Origin of the sequence: Flavobacterium sp. (assembly GCF_049240005.1) — a bacterium.
Classification (GTDB): domain Bacteria; phylum Bacteroidota; class Bacteroidia; order Flavobacteriales; family Flavobacteriaceae; genus Flavobacterium.
The window spans coordinates 1-17,010 of the sequence record NZ_JBMLTK010000129.1 but is presented as its reverse complement, the minus strand read 5'-3'; the positions used below and the strand labels follow the sequence as shown (position 1 = coordinate 17,010).

At 41.5% G+C, this 17,010-nt stretch carries 13 protein-coding genes; 12 read left to right on the top strand and 1 reads right to left on the bottom strand.

Annotated features, from left to right (window positions below):
- The first annotated feature begins 135 nt into the window (after nucleotides 1-135).
- The 12 genes from ACOVQQ_RS12995 to ACOVQQ_RS12940 all read left to right on the top strand — a co-directional run bounded on the left by ACOVQQ_RS12995 (nucleotide 136) and on the right by ACOVQQ_RS12940 (nucleotide 16,005).
- Nucleotides 136-549 (top strand): GxxExxY protein, encoded by a 414-nt coding sequence (locus ACOVQQ_RS12995; RefSeq protein WP_421818570.1) that lies wholly within the window; start codon nucleotides 136-138, stop codon nucleotides 547-549.
- A gap of 987 nt (nucleotides 550-1,536) precedes the next feature.
- Entirely contained in the window at nucleotides 1,537-1,614 is a 78-nt protein-coding gene (locus ACOVQQ_RS12990) for a potassium-transporting ATPase subunit F (RefSeq protein WP_366094963.1), read from the top strand.
- Nucleotides 1,615-1,634: 20 nt separating this feature from the next.
- The gene (gene kdpA, locus ACOVQQ_RS12985; protein WP_421818569.1) at nucleotides 1,635-3,338 is read left to right on the top strand and encodes a potassium-transporting ATPase subunit KdpA; all 1,704 of its coding nucleotides are present in this window, start codon (nucleotides 1,635-1,637) and stop codon (nucleotides 3,336-3,338) included.
- A 6-nt stretch (nucleotides 3,339-3,344) separates the two neighbouring features.
- Nucleotides 3,345-5,381, top strand: a complete 2,037-nt coding sequence (gene kdpB / locus ACOVQQ_RS12980; protein ID WP_421818568.1) for a potassium-transporting ATPase subunit KdpB — start codon at nucleotides 3,345-3,347, stop codon at nucleotides 5,379-5,381.
- A 7-nt stretch (nucleotides 5,382-5,388) separates the two neighbouring features.
- Entirely contained in the window at nucleotides 5,389-5,940 is a 552-nt protein-coding gene (kdpC, locus tag ACOVQQ_RS12975; protein ID WP_421818567.1) for a K(+)-transporting ATPase subunit C, read from the top strand.
- Between the two features lie 4 nt (nucleotides 5,941-5,944).
- Nucleotides 5,945-7,021: a porin gene (locus tag ACOVQQ_RS12970; RefSeq protein WP_421818566.1), complete on the top strand. Its 1,077-nt coding sequence runs from the start codon at nucleotides 5,945-5,947 to the stop codon at nucleotides 7,019-7,021.
- A gap of 1 nt (nucleotide 7,022) precedes the next feature.
- On the top strand, nucleotides 7,023-8,147 hold the full coding sequence (locus ACOVQQ_RS12965; protein WP_421818565.1) for a sensor protein KdpD: 1,125 nt from the start codon (nucleotides 7,023-7,025) through the stop codon (nucleotides 8,145-8,147).
- Nucleotides 8,148-9,878, top strand: a complete 1,731-nt coding sequence (locus ACOVQQ_RS12960; protein ID WP_421818564.1) for an ATP-binding protein — start codon at nucleotides 8,148-8,150, stop codon at nucleotides 9,876-9,878. It begins immediately after the preceding gene.
- Nucleotides 9,879-9,988: 110 nt separating this feature from the next.
- Nucleotides 9,989-10,267: a GNAT family N-acetyltransferase gene (locus ACOVQQ_RS12955; protein WP_298146490.1), complete on the top strand. Its 279-nt coding sequence runs from the start codon at nucleotides 9,989-9,991 to the stop codon at nucleotides 10,265-10,267.
- 277 nt (nucleotides 10,268-10,544) lie between these two features.
- On the top strand, nucleotides 10,545-11,612 hold the full coding sequence (locus tag ACOVQQ_RS12950; protein ID WP_421818563.1) for an efflux RND transporter periplasmic adaptor subunit: 1,068 nt from the start codon (nucleotides 10,545-10,547) through the stop codon (nucleotides 11,610-11,612).
- Nucleotides 11,609-14,692 carry an efflux RND transporter permease subunit gene (locus tag ACOVQQ_RS12945; protein ID WP_421818562.1) on the top strand — a complete coding sequence of 1,028 codons (3,084 nt, stop codon included), beginning with the start codon at nucleotides 11,609-11,611 and terminating at the stop codon, nucleotides 14,690-14,692. The genes ACOVQQ_RS12950 and ACOVQQ_RS12945 overlap by 4 nt, the downstream gene beginning before the upstream one ends.
- A gap of 2 nt (nucleotides 14,693-14,694) precedes the next feature.
- Nucleotides 14,695-16,005, top strand: coding sequence for a TolC family protein (locus ACOVQQ_RS12940; RefSeq protein ID WP_421818561.1), 1,311 nt, complete (start codon nucleotides 14,695-14,697; stop codon nucleotides 16,003-16,005).
- A 14-nt stretch (nucleotides 16,006-16,019) separates the two neighbouring features.
- Here the strand turns inward: ACOVQQ_RS12940 and ACOVQQ_RS12935 are convergent, their stop codons facing one another.
- On the bottom strand, nucleotides 16,020-16,286 hold the full coding sequence (locus tag ACOVQQ_RS12935) for a DUF3276 family protein (RefSeq protein WP_421818560.1): 267 nt from the start codon (nucleotides 16,284-16,286) through the stop codon (nucleotides 16,020-16,022).
- Between the last annotated feature and the right edge of the window lie 724 nt (nucleotides 16,287-17,010).

The window sequence follows — 17,010 nt, the reverse complement described above, 5'->3', positions numbered from 1 at the left end:
CTGAATTACTCGGAGTTGCACTAACAACGCTGTATCGCAAAATCCAAGAATACGATCTGAAATGAAAAAAATAAAAAGGTAAGTCTTTGCAGGTGATAAATAGTTTTTTATTTTTAAAATCCAAAATATTTATATATGCCATACAGTAAAACTTACCTCGACCAATTGACTTTCGATTTTATAGGTGCTGCGATTGAAGTGCATCGCGAATTAGGACCTGGCCTTATCGAAGGAGTTTATCAAAAATGTTTAGAGCACGAATTACGTTTGAGGAAAATTTCTTACACCTCGCAGTTTAATGTTCCTGTTTTTTACAACGGATTAGAACTAGATGCTAATTTGCGTTGCGATTTTCTAATAGAAAATACACTTTTAGTAGAAATCAAAGCAGTAGAAAGAATCTTGCCTGTTCACGAAGCGCAAATTATTTCCTATTTGAAACTACTACAATCTCCGAAAGGCATCTTGATTAATTTCAATGTGGTTAATTTATTTCGCGAAGGTCAAAAGACATTTGTAACAGAGCTTTACAGGAACCTGCCGGATTAACTGCACTTTTTTCGTTTCGAAACAATCGTTTTAGTAATGAACAATCGTCACTTATGACTTGAACAAGTTGGTTACTCGCTTGTTTGGTTTTAATGTACACCGAATAGTTAACCAGTATTTTATGTTATTTGGACTACAGAGTTGTTCGCTTATGTGTTAAGTTTTCAATCACAAAGACACATAGGTTTACTTGTATGAAATAACTAGTTATGATCCTATTTGGTCAGTATTTTCAACCACATAGGCACATATGCTTAAACAGGTTATGTGCCTATGTGGTTAGTATTTTAACCACATAGACACATAGGTTTACTTGTCTAAAGTAAGTGGTTATATGCCTATGTGGTCGGTATTTTAAACCACACAGACACATAGGTTTACTTATATAAAATAACGGGTTATGTGCCTATGTGGTCGGTATTTTAAACCACATAGACATATAGGTTTACTTTTCTAAAGTAAGTGGTTATGTGCCTATGTGGTCAGTATTTTAACAACATCGACTCATAAGTTAAATTGTATAAAATAACTGGTTATGTGCCTATGTGGTCGGTATTTTAAACCACATAGACATATAGGTTTACTTGTATAAAGTAAATGGTTATGTGCCTATGCGGTCGGTATTTCGAAAGGCTGGCATCAAGAAAGTTAATTGCAAAACGATACGACTGACCCTTTCAAAATGATAGGGTTTTTACATTAAGTTCTATTCCGATAAATTCTAAGTAATTGTAATTCAGTATTTTATATTTATGTTGAATAAACGGAGAGCTTTTTGCCAAACTCCGAACATTCTAAATTAATTCAAATGAAAAATCGAATTACAATGGTTGGTCGTACAAGAGCGACTTTTCAAATGTTCCCTTCCAGTTCCTTTCTAAATCTAAAACCCTAAATCATGTCAGTTTTACTTTTCACTGCGCTTGGCGTAATCATTTACGCCGTTTTGTTTAAATCAATCGACTGGTTCGATAAAATCTAAATACCATGTTAGCACTTTTCATCATCGCAATAGCCACATTCGTATATATGTGTTATGTGCTGCTTAAACCCGAAAAATTCTAAAAACACTTCAATATAAAATTATGAATTCAGAAATATTTGGAGCGCTTTTAATGTTTGTAGCCGTAGTAATACTTGCATTTCCGCTCGGTAGCTACATCGCAAGAGTTTTTAACTTCGAGAAAACCTGGCTTGATCGAATTTTTAATCCGCTCGACAAAGTAATCTACAAACTTTCAGGTATAAATCCTTGCGTGGAAATGACCTGGAAGCAGCAGCTTGTAGCCCTACTATCCATTAACGTTACCTGGTTTATCCTATCCATGCTCGTTCTAACAAACATGAGTAATTTACCGCTAAATCCAGATAATAATCCTTCCATGTCGGCCGACTTGGCTTTCAATACTGCAATAAGTTTTGTTACCAATACCAATCTTCAGCATTACTCGGGCGAAACCGGACTTTCTTATCTCGGACAGTTACTGCTCATGTTGTGGCAGTTTATCAGCGCAGCCTGCGGTATTGCTATTAGTGCAGCCGTTTTCAAATCTATGCGGGAGCGCAGCACTACAACGCTGGGCAATTTCTATGCGTTCTTCGTACGGAGCAGCACCAGAATTTTACTTCCCTTATCGATTATCGTAGCAACAATCTTGGTTTTTAACGGAACTCCAATGACATTCGATGGAAAAGATACCGTAAGAACTCTCGAAGGTGCCGAACAACAAGTTAGCCGTGGTCCGGTTGCAGCTTTCGTTGCCATCAAACAGCTCGGCACGAACGGAGGCGGATTTTACGGTCCGAACTCGGCGAACCCTATGGAAAATCCGAACTACTTTACCAATATCGTAGAAACTGTATCTATTTTGTTAATTCCGATGGCACTGATAATCGCAATGGGAATTTATGTGAATAAGCGAAAATTCTCTTACATAGTTTTTGGTGTAATGACACTGGGATTTCTGCTATTAGCGCTTCCGTCGGTTTATTTTGAAATGCAAGGAAATAGCGCTGTTGCGGATCTTGGCGTGAGTCAGCCGCTCGGAAGCATGGAAGGTAAAGAAGTTCGTTTTGGTTCTGCAGCATCGGCCACTTGGGCCATTTTCACTACCTGCACCAGCAACGGATCCGTAAATTCTATGCACGACAGCCTAACGCCGTTAACAGGTTCATTCGCGATGTTGGGAATGATGGTAAACTGTTTCTTCGGTGGAGTGGGAGTCGGATTTCTCAATTTCTATATCTTCATAATCCTTGCGGTTTTTATTAGTGGTTTGATGGTCGGAAGAACGCCGGAATTTCTTGGAAAGAAAATCGAAACCAAAGAAATGAAAATTGCTATGGTTATTGCGCTTTTACATCCGCTGCTAATCTTAACCGGAACGGCTCTGGCAAGCGCGGTATTTACTTCCGATCCCGATACATATTCCGCTTGGCTGGCAAATCCAGGTTATCACGGCTTTAGCGAAATGTTATACGAGTTTACCTCGTCTAGTGCTAACAACGGCAGCGGTTTTGAAGGTTTAGGAGACAACACACCATTTTGGAATATCACCTGCGGAATTGTTATGCTGTTGGCACGCTATCTTCCCATCATCGGGCCCGTTGCCATCGCCGGAATTCTGGCTTCAAAAAACTACATTCCGGAAAGCGCTGGTACGCTGAAAACCGATACTGCAACTTTCGGTTTAATGACTTTCGCGGTAATCGCCATATTAGCAGCGCTAGCCTTTTTCCCAGCGCTAACTCTTGGTCCACTCGCCGAGTATTTTTCAATGTCTAAATAACGTCTCATGGCAAAAAATGTATCTTTATATGAAAGAGCTTTCTTAATAGAAGCTTTAAAACAATCGTTCATCAAACTCAATCCAATCAAAATGTTTCGCAATCCGGTGATGTTTACCGTCGAAATCGGAACTGCTGTGATGTTTGCAGTTTGTTTGTGGATTATCGCTGGCGCAGAATCTCAAGGCTCATTGGCGTACAATTTAACTGTTTTTGTTGTCCTCTTCCTTACGCTGTTATTTGCCAATTTTGCCGAAGCTCTCGCCGAAGCGCGTGGGAAAGCACAAGCCGATAGTTTGCGAAAAACACGTGCTGAAACGCCGGCAAAACGCTTACGGAATTTTACGAATTCGGATAAAGTTGAACTAGAAGAAATTCAATCGTCTGATCTCCAAAAAAATGATGTCTTTATTTGCGAAGCCGGCGATATCATTCCTGCGGATGGTGAAATTATCGAAGGTTTAGCCACAATCGATGAAAGCGCCATTACTGGTGAATCGGCTCCGGTAATTCGCGAGGCTGGTGGCGATAAAAGTTCAGTGACTGGCGGAACAAAAGTGCTTTCCGACAAAATTATCGTGCGCGTAACTACCGAACAAGGCGAGAGTTTTCTCGATAAAATGATTGCTTTAGTGGAAGGCGCAAGTCGGCAAAAAACTCCGAACGAAATTGCGCTAACCATCTTACTTGCTGGATTTACACTCGTTTTTATAATCGTAACCGTAACTTTAAAACCTTTTGCCGATTATGCCAATACGCCAATCACCATCGCAGCATTTATTTCGCTTTTTGTGTGTTTGATTCCAACGACGATCGGCGGACTCTTATCTGCAATCGGAATTGCGGGTATGGATCGTGCGCTTCGTGCCAACGTAATCACCAAAAGTGGAAAAGCCGTAGAAACAGCGGGCGATGTCGATGTATTGCTACTCGATAAAACAGGAACGATTACCATCGGAAACAGAAAAGCAACGCGATTTTATCCAGCAATCGGCGTTTCAGACGATGCTTTTAAAGAAGCGGTAGTTTTAAGTTCATTGGCCGATGAAACGCCCGAGGGAAAGTCGATTATCGAATTGGCAAATGTCAGCAAACACGATTTTTATTCTGCCGAAGCTCGTTTTATAAACTTTACCGCCGAAACGCGCAGCAGTGGCGTTGATTTGGGAAACAAACGTATTCGAAAAGGTGCTGCCGATGCCATTCGGAAATTGTGTGAAGCTGTTGGAAATGAATTCCCTAAAGAAATTCTCGATCAAGTAACAGCCATTTCGGCTAACGGTGGTACGCCCTTGGTTGTGTCGGTAAACGAAATTCCTTTTGGTGTTGTAGAACTTCAAGACATTATTAAACCCGGAATCCAAGAACGATTCGAGCGCTTACGCAGAATGGGAATCAAAACGGTAATGGTTACAGGCGATAATCCGCTTACGGCAAAGTTCATAGCTGAAAAAGCGGGCGTCGATGATTTTATCGCAGAAGCAAAACCCGAAGATAAAATGAACTACATCAAGAAAGAACAGGCGAACGGTCGCTTAGTAGCGATGATGGGCGACGGAACCAACGACGCTCCTGCCTTAGCTCAGGCAGATGTGGGTGTAGCTATGAATAGCGGAACACAAGCGGCCAAAGAAGCTGGAAATATGGTCGATTTAGATAACGATCCAACCAAATTAATCGAAATCGTGGAAATCGGAAAGCAGTTGCTCATGACACGAGGAACTTTAACCACATTCAGTATCGCAAACGACGTGGCAAAGTACTTCGCAATCATTCCCGCTTTGTTCATTATGGGCATTCCGGCTTTGCAAGGGCTAAACATCATGCAATTGCAAAGTCCCGAAAGTGCGATTTTATCTGCGGTGATTTTTAATGCCATTATTATTCCTATGCTCATTCCGCTTGCGCTGAAAGGAGTAGCGTACAATCCAATTGGTGCCAGCGCATTACTTCGACGAAATTTATTGATTTACGGACTCGGAGGCGTTCTCGTTCCCTTTATTGGAATCAAAGCCATCGATCTTTTAGTTTCACTCTTCATCTAAAAACACCATGAAAACACCATTTCTTATTGGGTTGCGCCTAACTGCCGTTTGTGCCTTTTTGTTCTGCGGACTCTATATTTTTTCTATTCTCGGAATTTCTAAATTAGTTCCGGAAGACATAGCTTTTGCCAAAAATGAGTCAGGCTTCTATGAAAATGTCGGACAAACATTTACGACTGATCGTTACTTTTGGTCGCGCCCATCAGCAGTCGATTACAACGCAGCAGCTTCGGGCGGAAGCAACAAAGGACCTTCAAATCCGGAGTATTTAGCAACTGTGAAAGCCCGAATTGATACACTTTTGGCTCATAATCCAGGTTTAAAAAAGAGCGATATTCCCTCGGATTTAGTTACGGCGAGCGGAAGTGGTTTAGATGCCAATATTTCTGTGGCTTCCGCACAAATTCAAGTTAATCGCATCGCAAAAGTTCGTAACATTGAAATCGAAAAATTGAAAAAATTGGTCGAAGCACATATCGAAAAGCCGTTTTTAGGTGTTTTCGGAACCACAAAAATCAACGTTGTTAAATTAAACGCAGCACTCGACAAGCTGAAATAAAATCATGAGAAAATTAATCTTACCTATATTTTGCGCGCTAAGCGGAAGTTTGTACTCGCAAACCGACTCCAAATCTTCAAACCTAACATTTAGCGGATATCTGGAAAGCTACTACGGTTACGATTTTGCAAATCCAGACGATCATCTGCGTCCAGCGGGAGTGTATTCCCACAACAAACACAACGAAGTAAATCTGAATTTAGGATTTGTGAAGGCTGCGTATTCATCTGAGCGCTTACGCGGAAATTTAGCTGTGATGGCAGGAACGTATGCCGATGCAAACCTAGCTTCCGAGTCGCCTACTTTGCAGAACATCTTTGAAGCAAACGTCGGAGTTAAGCTATCCGAAAACAAAAATTTGTGGATCGATGCAGGGATTTTTGCTTCGCACATCGGTTTTGAAAGTGCCGTTGGAAAAGACTGTTGGAATCTAACGCGCAGTATTCTCGCCGATAATTCTCCGTATTACGAAAGTGGTGTCAAGGTTTCTTATACTTCCCCGTCAGGGAAATGGTTTGTAAGTGGCTTGTTGCTAAACGGTTGGCAACGTATTCAGCGTGTGGAAGGCAATAACACGTTAGCGTTCGGACACCAAATTACCTTCAAACCCAATGCGAAAGTTACGCTCAATAGTAGTTCTTTTGTGGGAAGCGATTCACCGGATATTGACCGTAAAATGCGCTACTTCCACAACTTCTACGGACAATTTCAACTCACAGATAAATTCGGATTGATTGCCGGTTTTGATATTGGCGCACAGCAAACAGCCAAAAAAAGTAAAACCTATCACTCGTGGTATTCGCCAGTTTTAATCGGAAAATATGCGCTGAGTTCAAAGTCGACACACGCTGCACGGGCCGAATATTACAACGATGAAAATCAAGTAATTATCGCTACCACTTCACCAAACGGTTTTCAAACGGCAAGTTACTCTGTAAATTACGATTATCAAATTACGACCAATGCTGTTTGGCGTATCGAAGCACGCGGATTTAGTTCTAAAGATCGGATTTATACCTACGATGATGCTCCAGCTCCGCAAAACTATCTTATTACCACAGCTTTAGCATTTTCTTTTTGATATGACCGAAAAAGATAAAACCGTACAGCATTTCCTTGACTTGATTAAAAAATCTCGGAAGGGAAAGTTCAAAATTTACATCGGAATGAGTGCCGGTGTAGGTAAAACGTATCGGATGCTGCAAGAAGCTAAAACGTTGATGACGAACGGTATCGATGTTAAAATAGGTTTTATCGAAACGCATAACCGCAAAGAAACACACGAATTACTTGAGGGTTTAACACTGATTCCGCGACGTAAAATTTTCTACAAAGGCAAAGAATTAGAAGAACTCGACGTGCAGGCAATCATTAATTTACGGCCTGAAGTGGTTATTGTTGATGAGTTGGCGCACACCAATGTGGAAGGAAGTAAGAACGAAAAGCGCTGGCAAGACGTTCTTGAAATAATCTCCGCCGGAATTAATGTTATTTCGGCGGTGAATATTCAACACATTGAAAGTTTGCATCAGGAAATCAAGGAAATCACTGGTGTAGATGTTAAAGAACGTGTGCCCGACAGCGTTTTGGCTCAAGCCGATGAGGTCGTAAACATCGATTTAACCGCCGATGAATTGATCACGCGACTGAAAGAGGGGAAGATTTATACCGCAGAGAAAATTCCTTGGGCGCTCAATAATTTTTTTAAAAGCGAACATATTTTGCAGCTCCGCGAACTCGCTCTCAAGGAAGTCGCTTCGCAAGTCGAACGAAAAGTTGAAACTGAAATTACCAAACCAAATTCCATAAAACACGAGCGCTTTATGGCGTGTATCAGCAGTAACGACAAAACAGCCAAAACTGTAATCCGAAAAACCGCGCGTCTGGCCAATTACTACCACAGCAAATGGTACGTGCTGTATGTGCAAACGCCGGCTGAAAGTCCGAGTAAAATACCGCTCGACAAGCAACGACATTTAATCAATCATTTTAAATTAGCAACCGAATTAAAAGCCGACATCATTAAAATTGAAAGTGCTTCGGTTGCCAAAACCATCATCGAACAAGCTGAATTGCGAAAAATAACTACCGTTTGTATCGGAAAGCCACACTTTAGCTTGCTGCGCATTATTTTGTCGACCAATATTTTTAATCAGTTGCTTAAGAAGTTGTCGTCCAGTCATATCGATCTCGTTATACTTTCGTAGATGAAAATTAAAACCAAACTTACGTTAGGTGTAGGCCTACTTTTTATTTTGATTGTGGTGTTGAGTTTAGTCGGCGCACGAAACATCAATGCACTTAAAACCGATACCGAATCTATACTCGACGCAAATTACAACACACTCGAGTATTGTAGAACGATGCTCATTTCTTTGGAAGATCGTTCGGAAGTGGCGCTCGATATCTTTGAAACCAATCTTCGAAATCAGGAAAAGAACATCACTGAAATCGGTGAACGCGAGGCAACAAACCTAATTCGCGTCAAGTTTAATGCGTTGAAAAACAGCTCAGAACAAGATATTATTAAAAGTGATATTCGAGCGGGAATTTATGTTTTAATGGATTTGAACATGCAAGCCATCGCACGTAAGAGTCAGATTGCCAGCACCACAGCCAACGAGGCTATTACTTGGATTGCGATAACGGGAACGCTTTGCTTTGTAATTGCTTTTACCCTTTTGGTGAATTTACCTTCGCACATTGCCAATCCGATTCGGGAAATTACCGACAGCATTCGAAATATCGCCGCACAGCAGTATTCGCAACGGGTTCGTTTTGAAAGTCATAGCGAATTTGGCCAATTAGCAAAATCGTTTAACACGATGGCCGAAAAGCTCGAAGAGTACAACAACAGCAATTTAGCGAAGTTAATGATGGAAAAACGCCGGATTGAAACGCTCATCAACAACATGAACGATCCGGTTATTGGTCTGGATGAAAGAATGCAAATCATTTTCGCAAACGAACAAGCTATTAAAATCTCTGGTTTAAAAACTGCCGACGTCATCGGTAAACCTGCAAAGGACTTAGCAGTTTCAAACGATTTAATTCGAACGCTTATTCAGGATTTAGAACTCGCGCAAACCGATACGTACAAGCGTCAAGTTCCCATGAAAATCTTCGCCGAAAACAAAGAAAGTTATTTTGAAAAAGAAACTATTCCAATCGCAATACAACCTACGGGCGAAGCCGAATCGAAGCTAGTCGGACACGTCGTTTTTCTGCGAAATGTAACTTCATACAAAGAACTCGATTCGGCTAAAACAAACTTTATAGCAACGGTTTCACACGAATTCAAAACGCCAATTTCTTCGATAAAAATGAGTCTGCAATTACTCGAAAACGAACAAATTGGAACATTAAATCCCGAGCAAAAGAATCTAGTCGACAGCATAAAAGACGATACAAGCCGACTCCTAAAAATAACGAGCGAATTGCTCAATATTACCCAGGTGGAAAGTGGAAATGTTCAATTAACGCTTTTTCCCGAGCAGCCGTCGGAGATTGTTCGTTACGCAATAGATGCTACCAAAACGCAGGCAGAACAGAAACAAATAGCAGTGGTTTTTTCTGATACTACTGAAAACAGTAAAGTGCTGATTGATCATGAAAAAACCGCTTGGGTACTTACTAACTTGGTGTCGAATGCCATTCGATATTCGCATGAAAATGCACAGGTTACGATTCGCATTTTCGATTCAGCTACTACTTTAGCGATTGCCGTTCAAGATACCGGACAAGGAATCGCTCCACAGTATATCGACAAAATTTTCGACCGGTATTTTCGCGTTCCGGGTACCGAAACAGAAGGGACAGGCTTGGGTTTGGCAATTAGTAAAGAATTTATTGAGGCTCAAGGTGGAAGCATCAACGTTGAAAGCGATTATGGTTCAGGAAGTACGTTCACAATCCGACTTCAAAAAGCAAGTGTTTGAAAAATGCTGAAAGTCAGTAGCTTAAATCATGGACAGTCATAAATTTCTTTTAACGACGACTTTCGGCTGATTGTTTCTGTGTACTTTTCCATCACTAAATCAATGACAGCATGGAAATAAAACAACACGACGATGGTAAAAAAGGCAAGTTCTTCATTGAAGTTGCCGGAAAAGAAGAAGCCGAGATGACCTATGTTTGGGCGGGCTCAGATAAAATAATTATCGATCATACTGCCGTTTCCGAAGTTCTTAAAGGTCAGAATGCCGGAAAGCAATTGGTGGCAGCAGCTGTAAACTTCGCAAGAGAAAAGCAAATAAAAATTTTACCGCTGTGTCCGTTCGCAAAAGCAGTTATTCAAAAAAATGCCGATTATCACGATATTTTATAGCGGTAAGTAAATCTATAACAATCAGAATTTTATTTTTAAATCCTGCGTTTTTATTACCTATAATAGAAAAATAATACCTCCGTCTAAACTAATCTTGCAATAGTTAAAAACGATTGCAGCTCAGGTTTAGGCGGATTTTTTATTTGCACCTTTGCTTCGCGAATTAGGCCAGCTAATTGAATTTTTTAGATTTAATTAACGTCGCATCTGTAAATTATACAAAATCGGACTGCAAAAAAGCCTGTTTCTTTGCAATCTCAAAAATCCTATCTCGTTTATGAAGATAAAAAACCTTGTATTTGTAGTTCTTGGATTACTTCTTATATATCTTATTGTCAGTAGAATAAATGCAAATAAAGAAGCCGATGTCGGTTCAAAAGGCGGTGGTCCAAAATCAGATAAACCCATTCCCGTTCAAGCAATTATAGCCGCAGCCGAACCATTTTCAGAACAACTTGCCGTTTCTGGAAACATTGAAGCTAACGAAACCATTGAAATACGTCCGGAAGTTTCGGGTATCGTTACCGGAATTTACTTTGAAGAAGGCAGCAGTGTGCGTGCAGGGCAACTCTTGATTAAAATTAACGATGTCGATTTGCGTGCACAACTCGGTTCGGCACAAACAAAAATGAAGTTGGCATCAGAAACCTTGCGACGAGCCAAATTGCTGTTCGAAAAAGAAGCCATCAGCAAAGAGGAGCTAGACGTAGCAAATTCGGATTTTGAAATGGCAAAATCGGCTACCGAACTCATTCGCGCACAAATTCAAAAAACAAGTATTATCGCGCCGTTTTCGGGTAAAATTGGTCTGCGATCGATATCCAAAGGTGCATACGTAACTCCACAAACGCTAATCGGAAAATTAGTGCAATCGAATACGGTGAAACTTACTTTCGCCATTCCAGAAAAATACAGTTCGCTGCTGCAGAATAACAGCAACATTCAATTTCGGGTGGCTGGAATCAAAGACACATTAACGGCGCGTATTTACGCCATAGAACCTGAAATTGCCACCGAAACGCGAGCCATGAAAATCCGTGCAAAAGCAGATAACAAAACAGGAAAACTGTTTCCGGGAACCTTTGCCGATGTATTGCTAAATATCGGTGAAAACCAAAAAGCAATTTTCGTTCCTACAGAAGCTGTAATTCCAATTCAAAACGGCCAGAAAGTTTTTGTGGCTAAGAACGGAAAAGCCACCGAAAAGCAAATCGAAAGTATTAGTCGCGACAACCAAAAAGTTGCTGTAGCTTCGGGTTTAACCGCAGGCGATACAGTGATTGTTTCGGGTGTTATGGCTTTAAAAGAAGGTAGTTTAGTTAAACCAGCAATCGTTAAAAAATGAGTCTTTCTACACTAAGTATCCGCCGTCCGGTTCTTACGATTGTACTCAATTTATTGATTGTACTTTTCGGAATAATCGGATACACCTTTTTGGGAATTCGGGAATTTCCATCGATCGATCCCGCTCAAATTTCCGTACAGACCAACTACGCAGGTGCAAACGCAGATATCATCGAATCGCAAATCACCGAACCGCTCGAGAAAGCAATTAATGCCGTCGACGGTATTCGAAATATTTCCAGTACCAGCGCGCAAGGAACCAGTATCATAACAATAGAGTTCAATCTCGATAAAAACTTGGAAGAAGCGGCAAACGATGTACGCGATAAAGTTTCGCAAGCCGTTCGAAATCTGCCGCAAGATTTAACAGCACCGCCCGTGGTTTCTAAAGCCGACGCGAATTCGGATCCGATTTTAACAATGACGATGAAAAGCGATTCGAAAAACGTGTTGGAACTCACCGATTATGCCGACAACGTTTTAGCGCAACGACTACAAACCATTCCCGGCGTTAGTAGCGTTCAAATTTGGGGACAGCGAAAATACGCCATGCGATTGTGGATTGATCCTGTGAAATTAGCCGCCTACGGTCTTACTGTTCAAGACGTACAAAACGCATTGACCAGCCAAAATGTGGAGTTGCCGAGCGGGAAATTAACAGGCGCAAACACCGAACTTACCGTGAAAACGCTCGGTAATTTAGAGAAGGAAACCGATTTTGAGAATCTGATTATCAAAAATTCGGGAACGCAAACCGTTCGTTTTGCCGACGTAGGAAATGCCAGCTTGGAAGCCGAAAATCTAGAAACACGTTTGAGTGATTCCGGACAAACCATGGTAGCACTTTCGTTAATTCCACAACCCGGAACAAACTACCTCGATATTGCCGAAGCTTTTTATAAGCAATACGAACAGTTTAAGAAAGATTTACCAAAAGGTTTTGAAATCGACGTGGCAATCGACCAAACCTTGTTCATCAAAAAAGCCATTCTCGAAGTAGCCGAAACATTAATCATTGCTTTACTTCTGGTAACGCTGGTTATCTATTTGTTTTTCCGCGACTGGGCCATTGCGTTCCGACCGCTTATCGATATTCCCGTTTCGCTAATCGCCACCTTTTTCATCATGTACTTGTGCGGTTTTTCGATCAATGTACTCACTTTATTGGCAATTGTGTTAGCTACAGGTTTGGTTGTTGACGATGGAATTGTAGTTACCGAAAATATCTTTAAAAAAGTAGAGGAGGGGATGACACCCGTGGAAGCCGCTATTAAAGGAAGTAACGAAATTTTCTTTGCCGTAATTTCCATTTCCATAACCTTGGCAGCGGTTTTTCTACCCGTGATTTTTTTAGAAGGATTTGTTGGTCGTTTGTTTAGGGAATTCGGAATCGTAATTGGTGCCGCAGTTCTTATCTCTGCGTTTGTGTCGCTGACCCTAACGCCCATGCTTAATGCCTATTTGATGAAGGGCGGCGAACAAAAACGCAGTAAATTTTATGTACTTACCGAACCCTTTTTCGTGAATTTGAATCGTTCGTACCACCAGAGTTTAGAGGGTTTTATGAAGCGAAAATGGTTGAGCTTCCCGATCTTACTCGGATGTTTAGGATTATCGTATTTATTCTATCAAATCTTACCTAAAGAAACGGCACCATACGACGATCGGAGTATGATTCTTCTGAACATTACCGGGCCAGAAGGCGCAACCTACGATTACATGGACCGTTCGATGCAGGAAATTGCGAATTTAATCAACGATTCGATTCCTGAAAAGGAAGTGAGTTTAGTTGTTACCTCACCCGGATTTGGCGCTGGCGCTGTAAACCGTGGTTTTGTGCGTTTATCACTACTGGAACCCGATGAACGCGGCGATTCAAAAGCGCAAAAAGATATCGCGCAAGATTTAACGAAATGGACAAAGAAATATTCCGACATCAAGACAGCCGTTTCGGAACAACCAACGATTTCCGTGAATCGGCGTGGTGGTTTGCCTGTGCAGTACATTATTCAAGCCAAGAATTTCGATATGTTAAAGGAGAAAGTTCCGGCATTTATGGAAGAAATTTCCAAAGATCCAACGTTTTCTATCACCGATGTGAATTTAAAATTCAACAAACCAGAAATCTACGTAACTATTGATCGCGAAAAAGCCGAATCGCTCGGAATTTCGGTTTTAGATATTGCACAAACTTTACAATTATCGCTTAGCGGGCAACGATTTGGTTACTTTCTGATGAACGGCAGGCAATATCAAGTAATCGGACAATTTGATAAAGCCGATCGCGATACGCCCATCGATTTAGCGTCTATTTATGTGCGAAATGCCAGCGGACAGTTAATCCAAATGGATAACGTGGTTTCGATTGAGGAAAAAAGTAGTCCGCCACAATTGTTCCACAACAACCGCTATATGTCGGCTACCGTTTCCGCGGGTTTAGCGCCCGGCAAAAGTATGAGCGACGGCATTGCCGCGATGGAAGCCGCGAAAGCAAAAGTACTCGACGATACATTTACAACCGATTTAGGTGGTGAGAGTCGCGATTTTGCCGAAAGTAATTCGAACACCAGCTTTGCATTTGGATTGGCACTGTTGCTTATTTTCTTGATTTTGGCCGCGCAATTCGAAAGTTTTATCGATCCGTTTATCATCATTTTAACGGTTCCGATGGCTGTAGCCGGAGCGTTATTCTCGCTGTGGTTGTTTGGTCAAACTTGGAACATCTTCAGTCAGATTGGAACGGTGATGTTAATTGGATTAGTAACGAAAAACGGCATTTTAATTGTTGAATTTGCGAACCAATTGCGAGAAGAAGGCAAATCAAAATGGGAAGCCATTATGGAAGCTTCGGAATCGCGTTTGCGACCCATTTTAATGACGAGTTTGACGCTCGCTCTCGGAGCCTTGCCGATTGCCATTTCTTTAGGCGCCGCCTCGAAAAGCCGTATGGGAATGGGAATTGTAATTGTTGGTGGAACCATCTTTTCTTTGATTTTAACCTTATATGTAATTCCGGCCGTGTATTATATGTGGTCACGAAAAAGAGTGATACGTCCAGAATTTCAGAACCTTAAAGATTAAGTATGCGAAAACTTGTATTTGTGCTGTATTTAAGTTTGTTCGGCCTCGCTGTGCCTGAAACTTTTAGTCAGCAAGTTTTGCCCCTAGATAAAGCCGTTGCCGAGCTTTTGTCGGCTAATTTTGAAATCAATATTTCGAAGAAGTTAGCGGTAGTCGATTCGTTAAACGTTACTGCAGGAAATGCCGGAATGTTGCCTCAAATTGCCGCTGTAGTTACCAATAACAACACGGTTTTGAACCAAAAGCAATCGCAAGCCAACGGAAATGAAATTGAAATCGACGGTGCTAAAAACCTAAACATCAATTACGGAGTTGCGCTCGACTGGACCGTTTTCGATGGTTTTAGAATGTTTTCTCGCAAAAAAGAACTCGCCGAAATCCGTAATCAAGGAACTGCCGAGTTTAAAGCAGCTGTTCTCGATCGATTGGCGGCGCTTTACAATGCGTATTTTACCGTATCGGTGCTGCAAACGCAAGTTGCTACGCTTGATGAGGTGATTCGCGTGTCGGAAGAACGTTTACGCATTGTTCAAGCGCGTTTTCAAATTGGTAAAGCCGCACGTTTAGAAGTGCTTAACGCTGAAGTTGATTTAAACGCCGACAGGTCGCAACGCCTCGAGTTACAACAAGTATTGAGCGATACGAAAGTTAGCTTATCGGGCATTTTAGGCCGACGCGATTTTGTAGATTTCGCCGTTGAAAACCTACCGCAGCAGTTGATTACGTTGGATAAAGAAGCGCTTAGAGCAAAAATGATTGCAGAGAATCCAACTTTGCAACTCGGACAAATAAACAAGCGGATAGCCGAGCAGCAACTTCGACAGGCGAAAAGCTCGCGGTATCCGACACTTAGTGTAAATACGGGTTACAATTTAATCCGAAATCAAACGCCGTTTGGATTCATTACCGAGTCAACAGGACGAAATTTCACTTACGGTTTTACCGCCCGTCTTAACTTATTCGATGGCTTTAACCAAAATCGGTTGGAGCGCGTAGCTAAAACTCAAGTCGAAATCGCACGTCTGGCGGAAGATCAAGTGCTTGTGCAATTACAAGCGCAGTTTGATCAGCTTTTTTCTCGCTATCTGTTTGCGATTGAGCGTTTAGGAGTTGAGCGTGAGAATGAAACTCTTGCAGCCCGAAACTTAGAAATCACCGACGATAAGTTTAAAATCGGAACGGTCTCAGCTATTGAATATCGCACCGCTCAAAACAACTTCTCCCAGGCAAAATTACGTTTGGCCGATGCAGCCCTAGACGTCGAGTTACTGGTTGTAGCTATCGAGCAATTATGCGGAACCTTGAAGGTTTAAAAATATTACAGCAATTACCTTTTTTGAGTTTTCCGTTTCTTTTCTGAATGTTGTTGTTCCGAAATTTTACGTAGGGCGTACTTCGCTTTAGCAAGTTCGTCGATAAAATTGTCTAAACTCTCAGCAAAGACGCTTAGTCGTTGGTGTTCAAATTGATCATCTACGAGTTTGCTTTCCGAAATTTGCAGGTAAACAATTCCCGATACGGTTTCTTTAATATCGAAGAAAAATGTGCGGTTTGAACGAGAAAAACGAGCGGAGTACAGTTCCTTTTTTTTCATACTAAAGCTATTTGGCGTTTATAAATACAGTTGCAAAATACTAAAAGGTTTGTAAATAGAAAAAATAGAAAAAATGGAAAAAATGGAATTCCGATAGCTATCGGAAGCGAAAAATTTCCCTTTTGCGAACTTTGCGGTAAGCCTTCTACAAGATCATACACTAGCTTTTATTCGCACAGAAAACACGGAACCGCACAGAATTAGGCGGGAAATTTAGCTGTTGAGGAAAACACAGAACGTATCAAATCGCCTGAAAAATTGCACCGCTCTTCGACAGGATCAAGCTCCGACTATACTTGGGTTAGGGTGGGAACATGAAACGTAAAATGGTGAACATCGTAATCCCGATAGCTATCGGGACTTTCCCGATAGCTTTCGGGACTCAAATCTTAATACTAAAAAGTCTTTCTTCTCTGCCTTCGACAAGCTCAGGCACCACCCTTCGACAAGCTCAGGCACCACCCTTCGACAGGCTCAGGCACCGAAGATACGTGGGTTATGTAGGGCAAAAAGATAGGTTAGGTGGGAACTCATCGGAGTCTATCCCGATAGCTATCGGGACTAGTTTCTATAAACCAGCCTTCGACAGGCTCAGGCTCCGGTCGCTGGTCCGTGGGTTCAGTAGGACAAAACGATACGTTAAGGGTGAACGTCACAATCCCGATAGCCATCGGGACTAACTTCCCCAAAAACCGATACGTTAAACGGCAAACGTCACTACGTA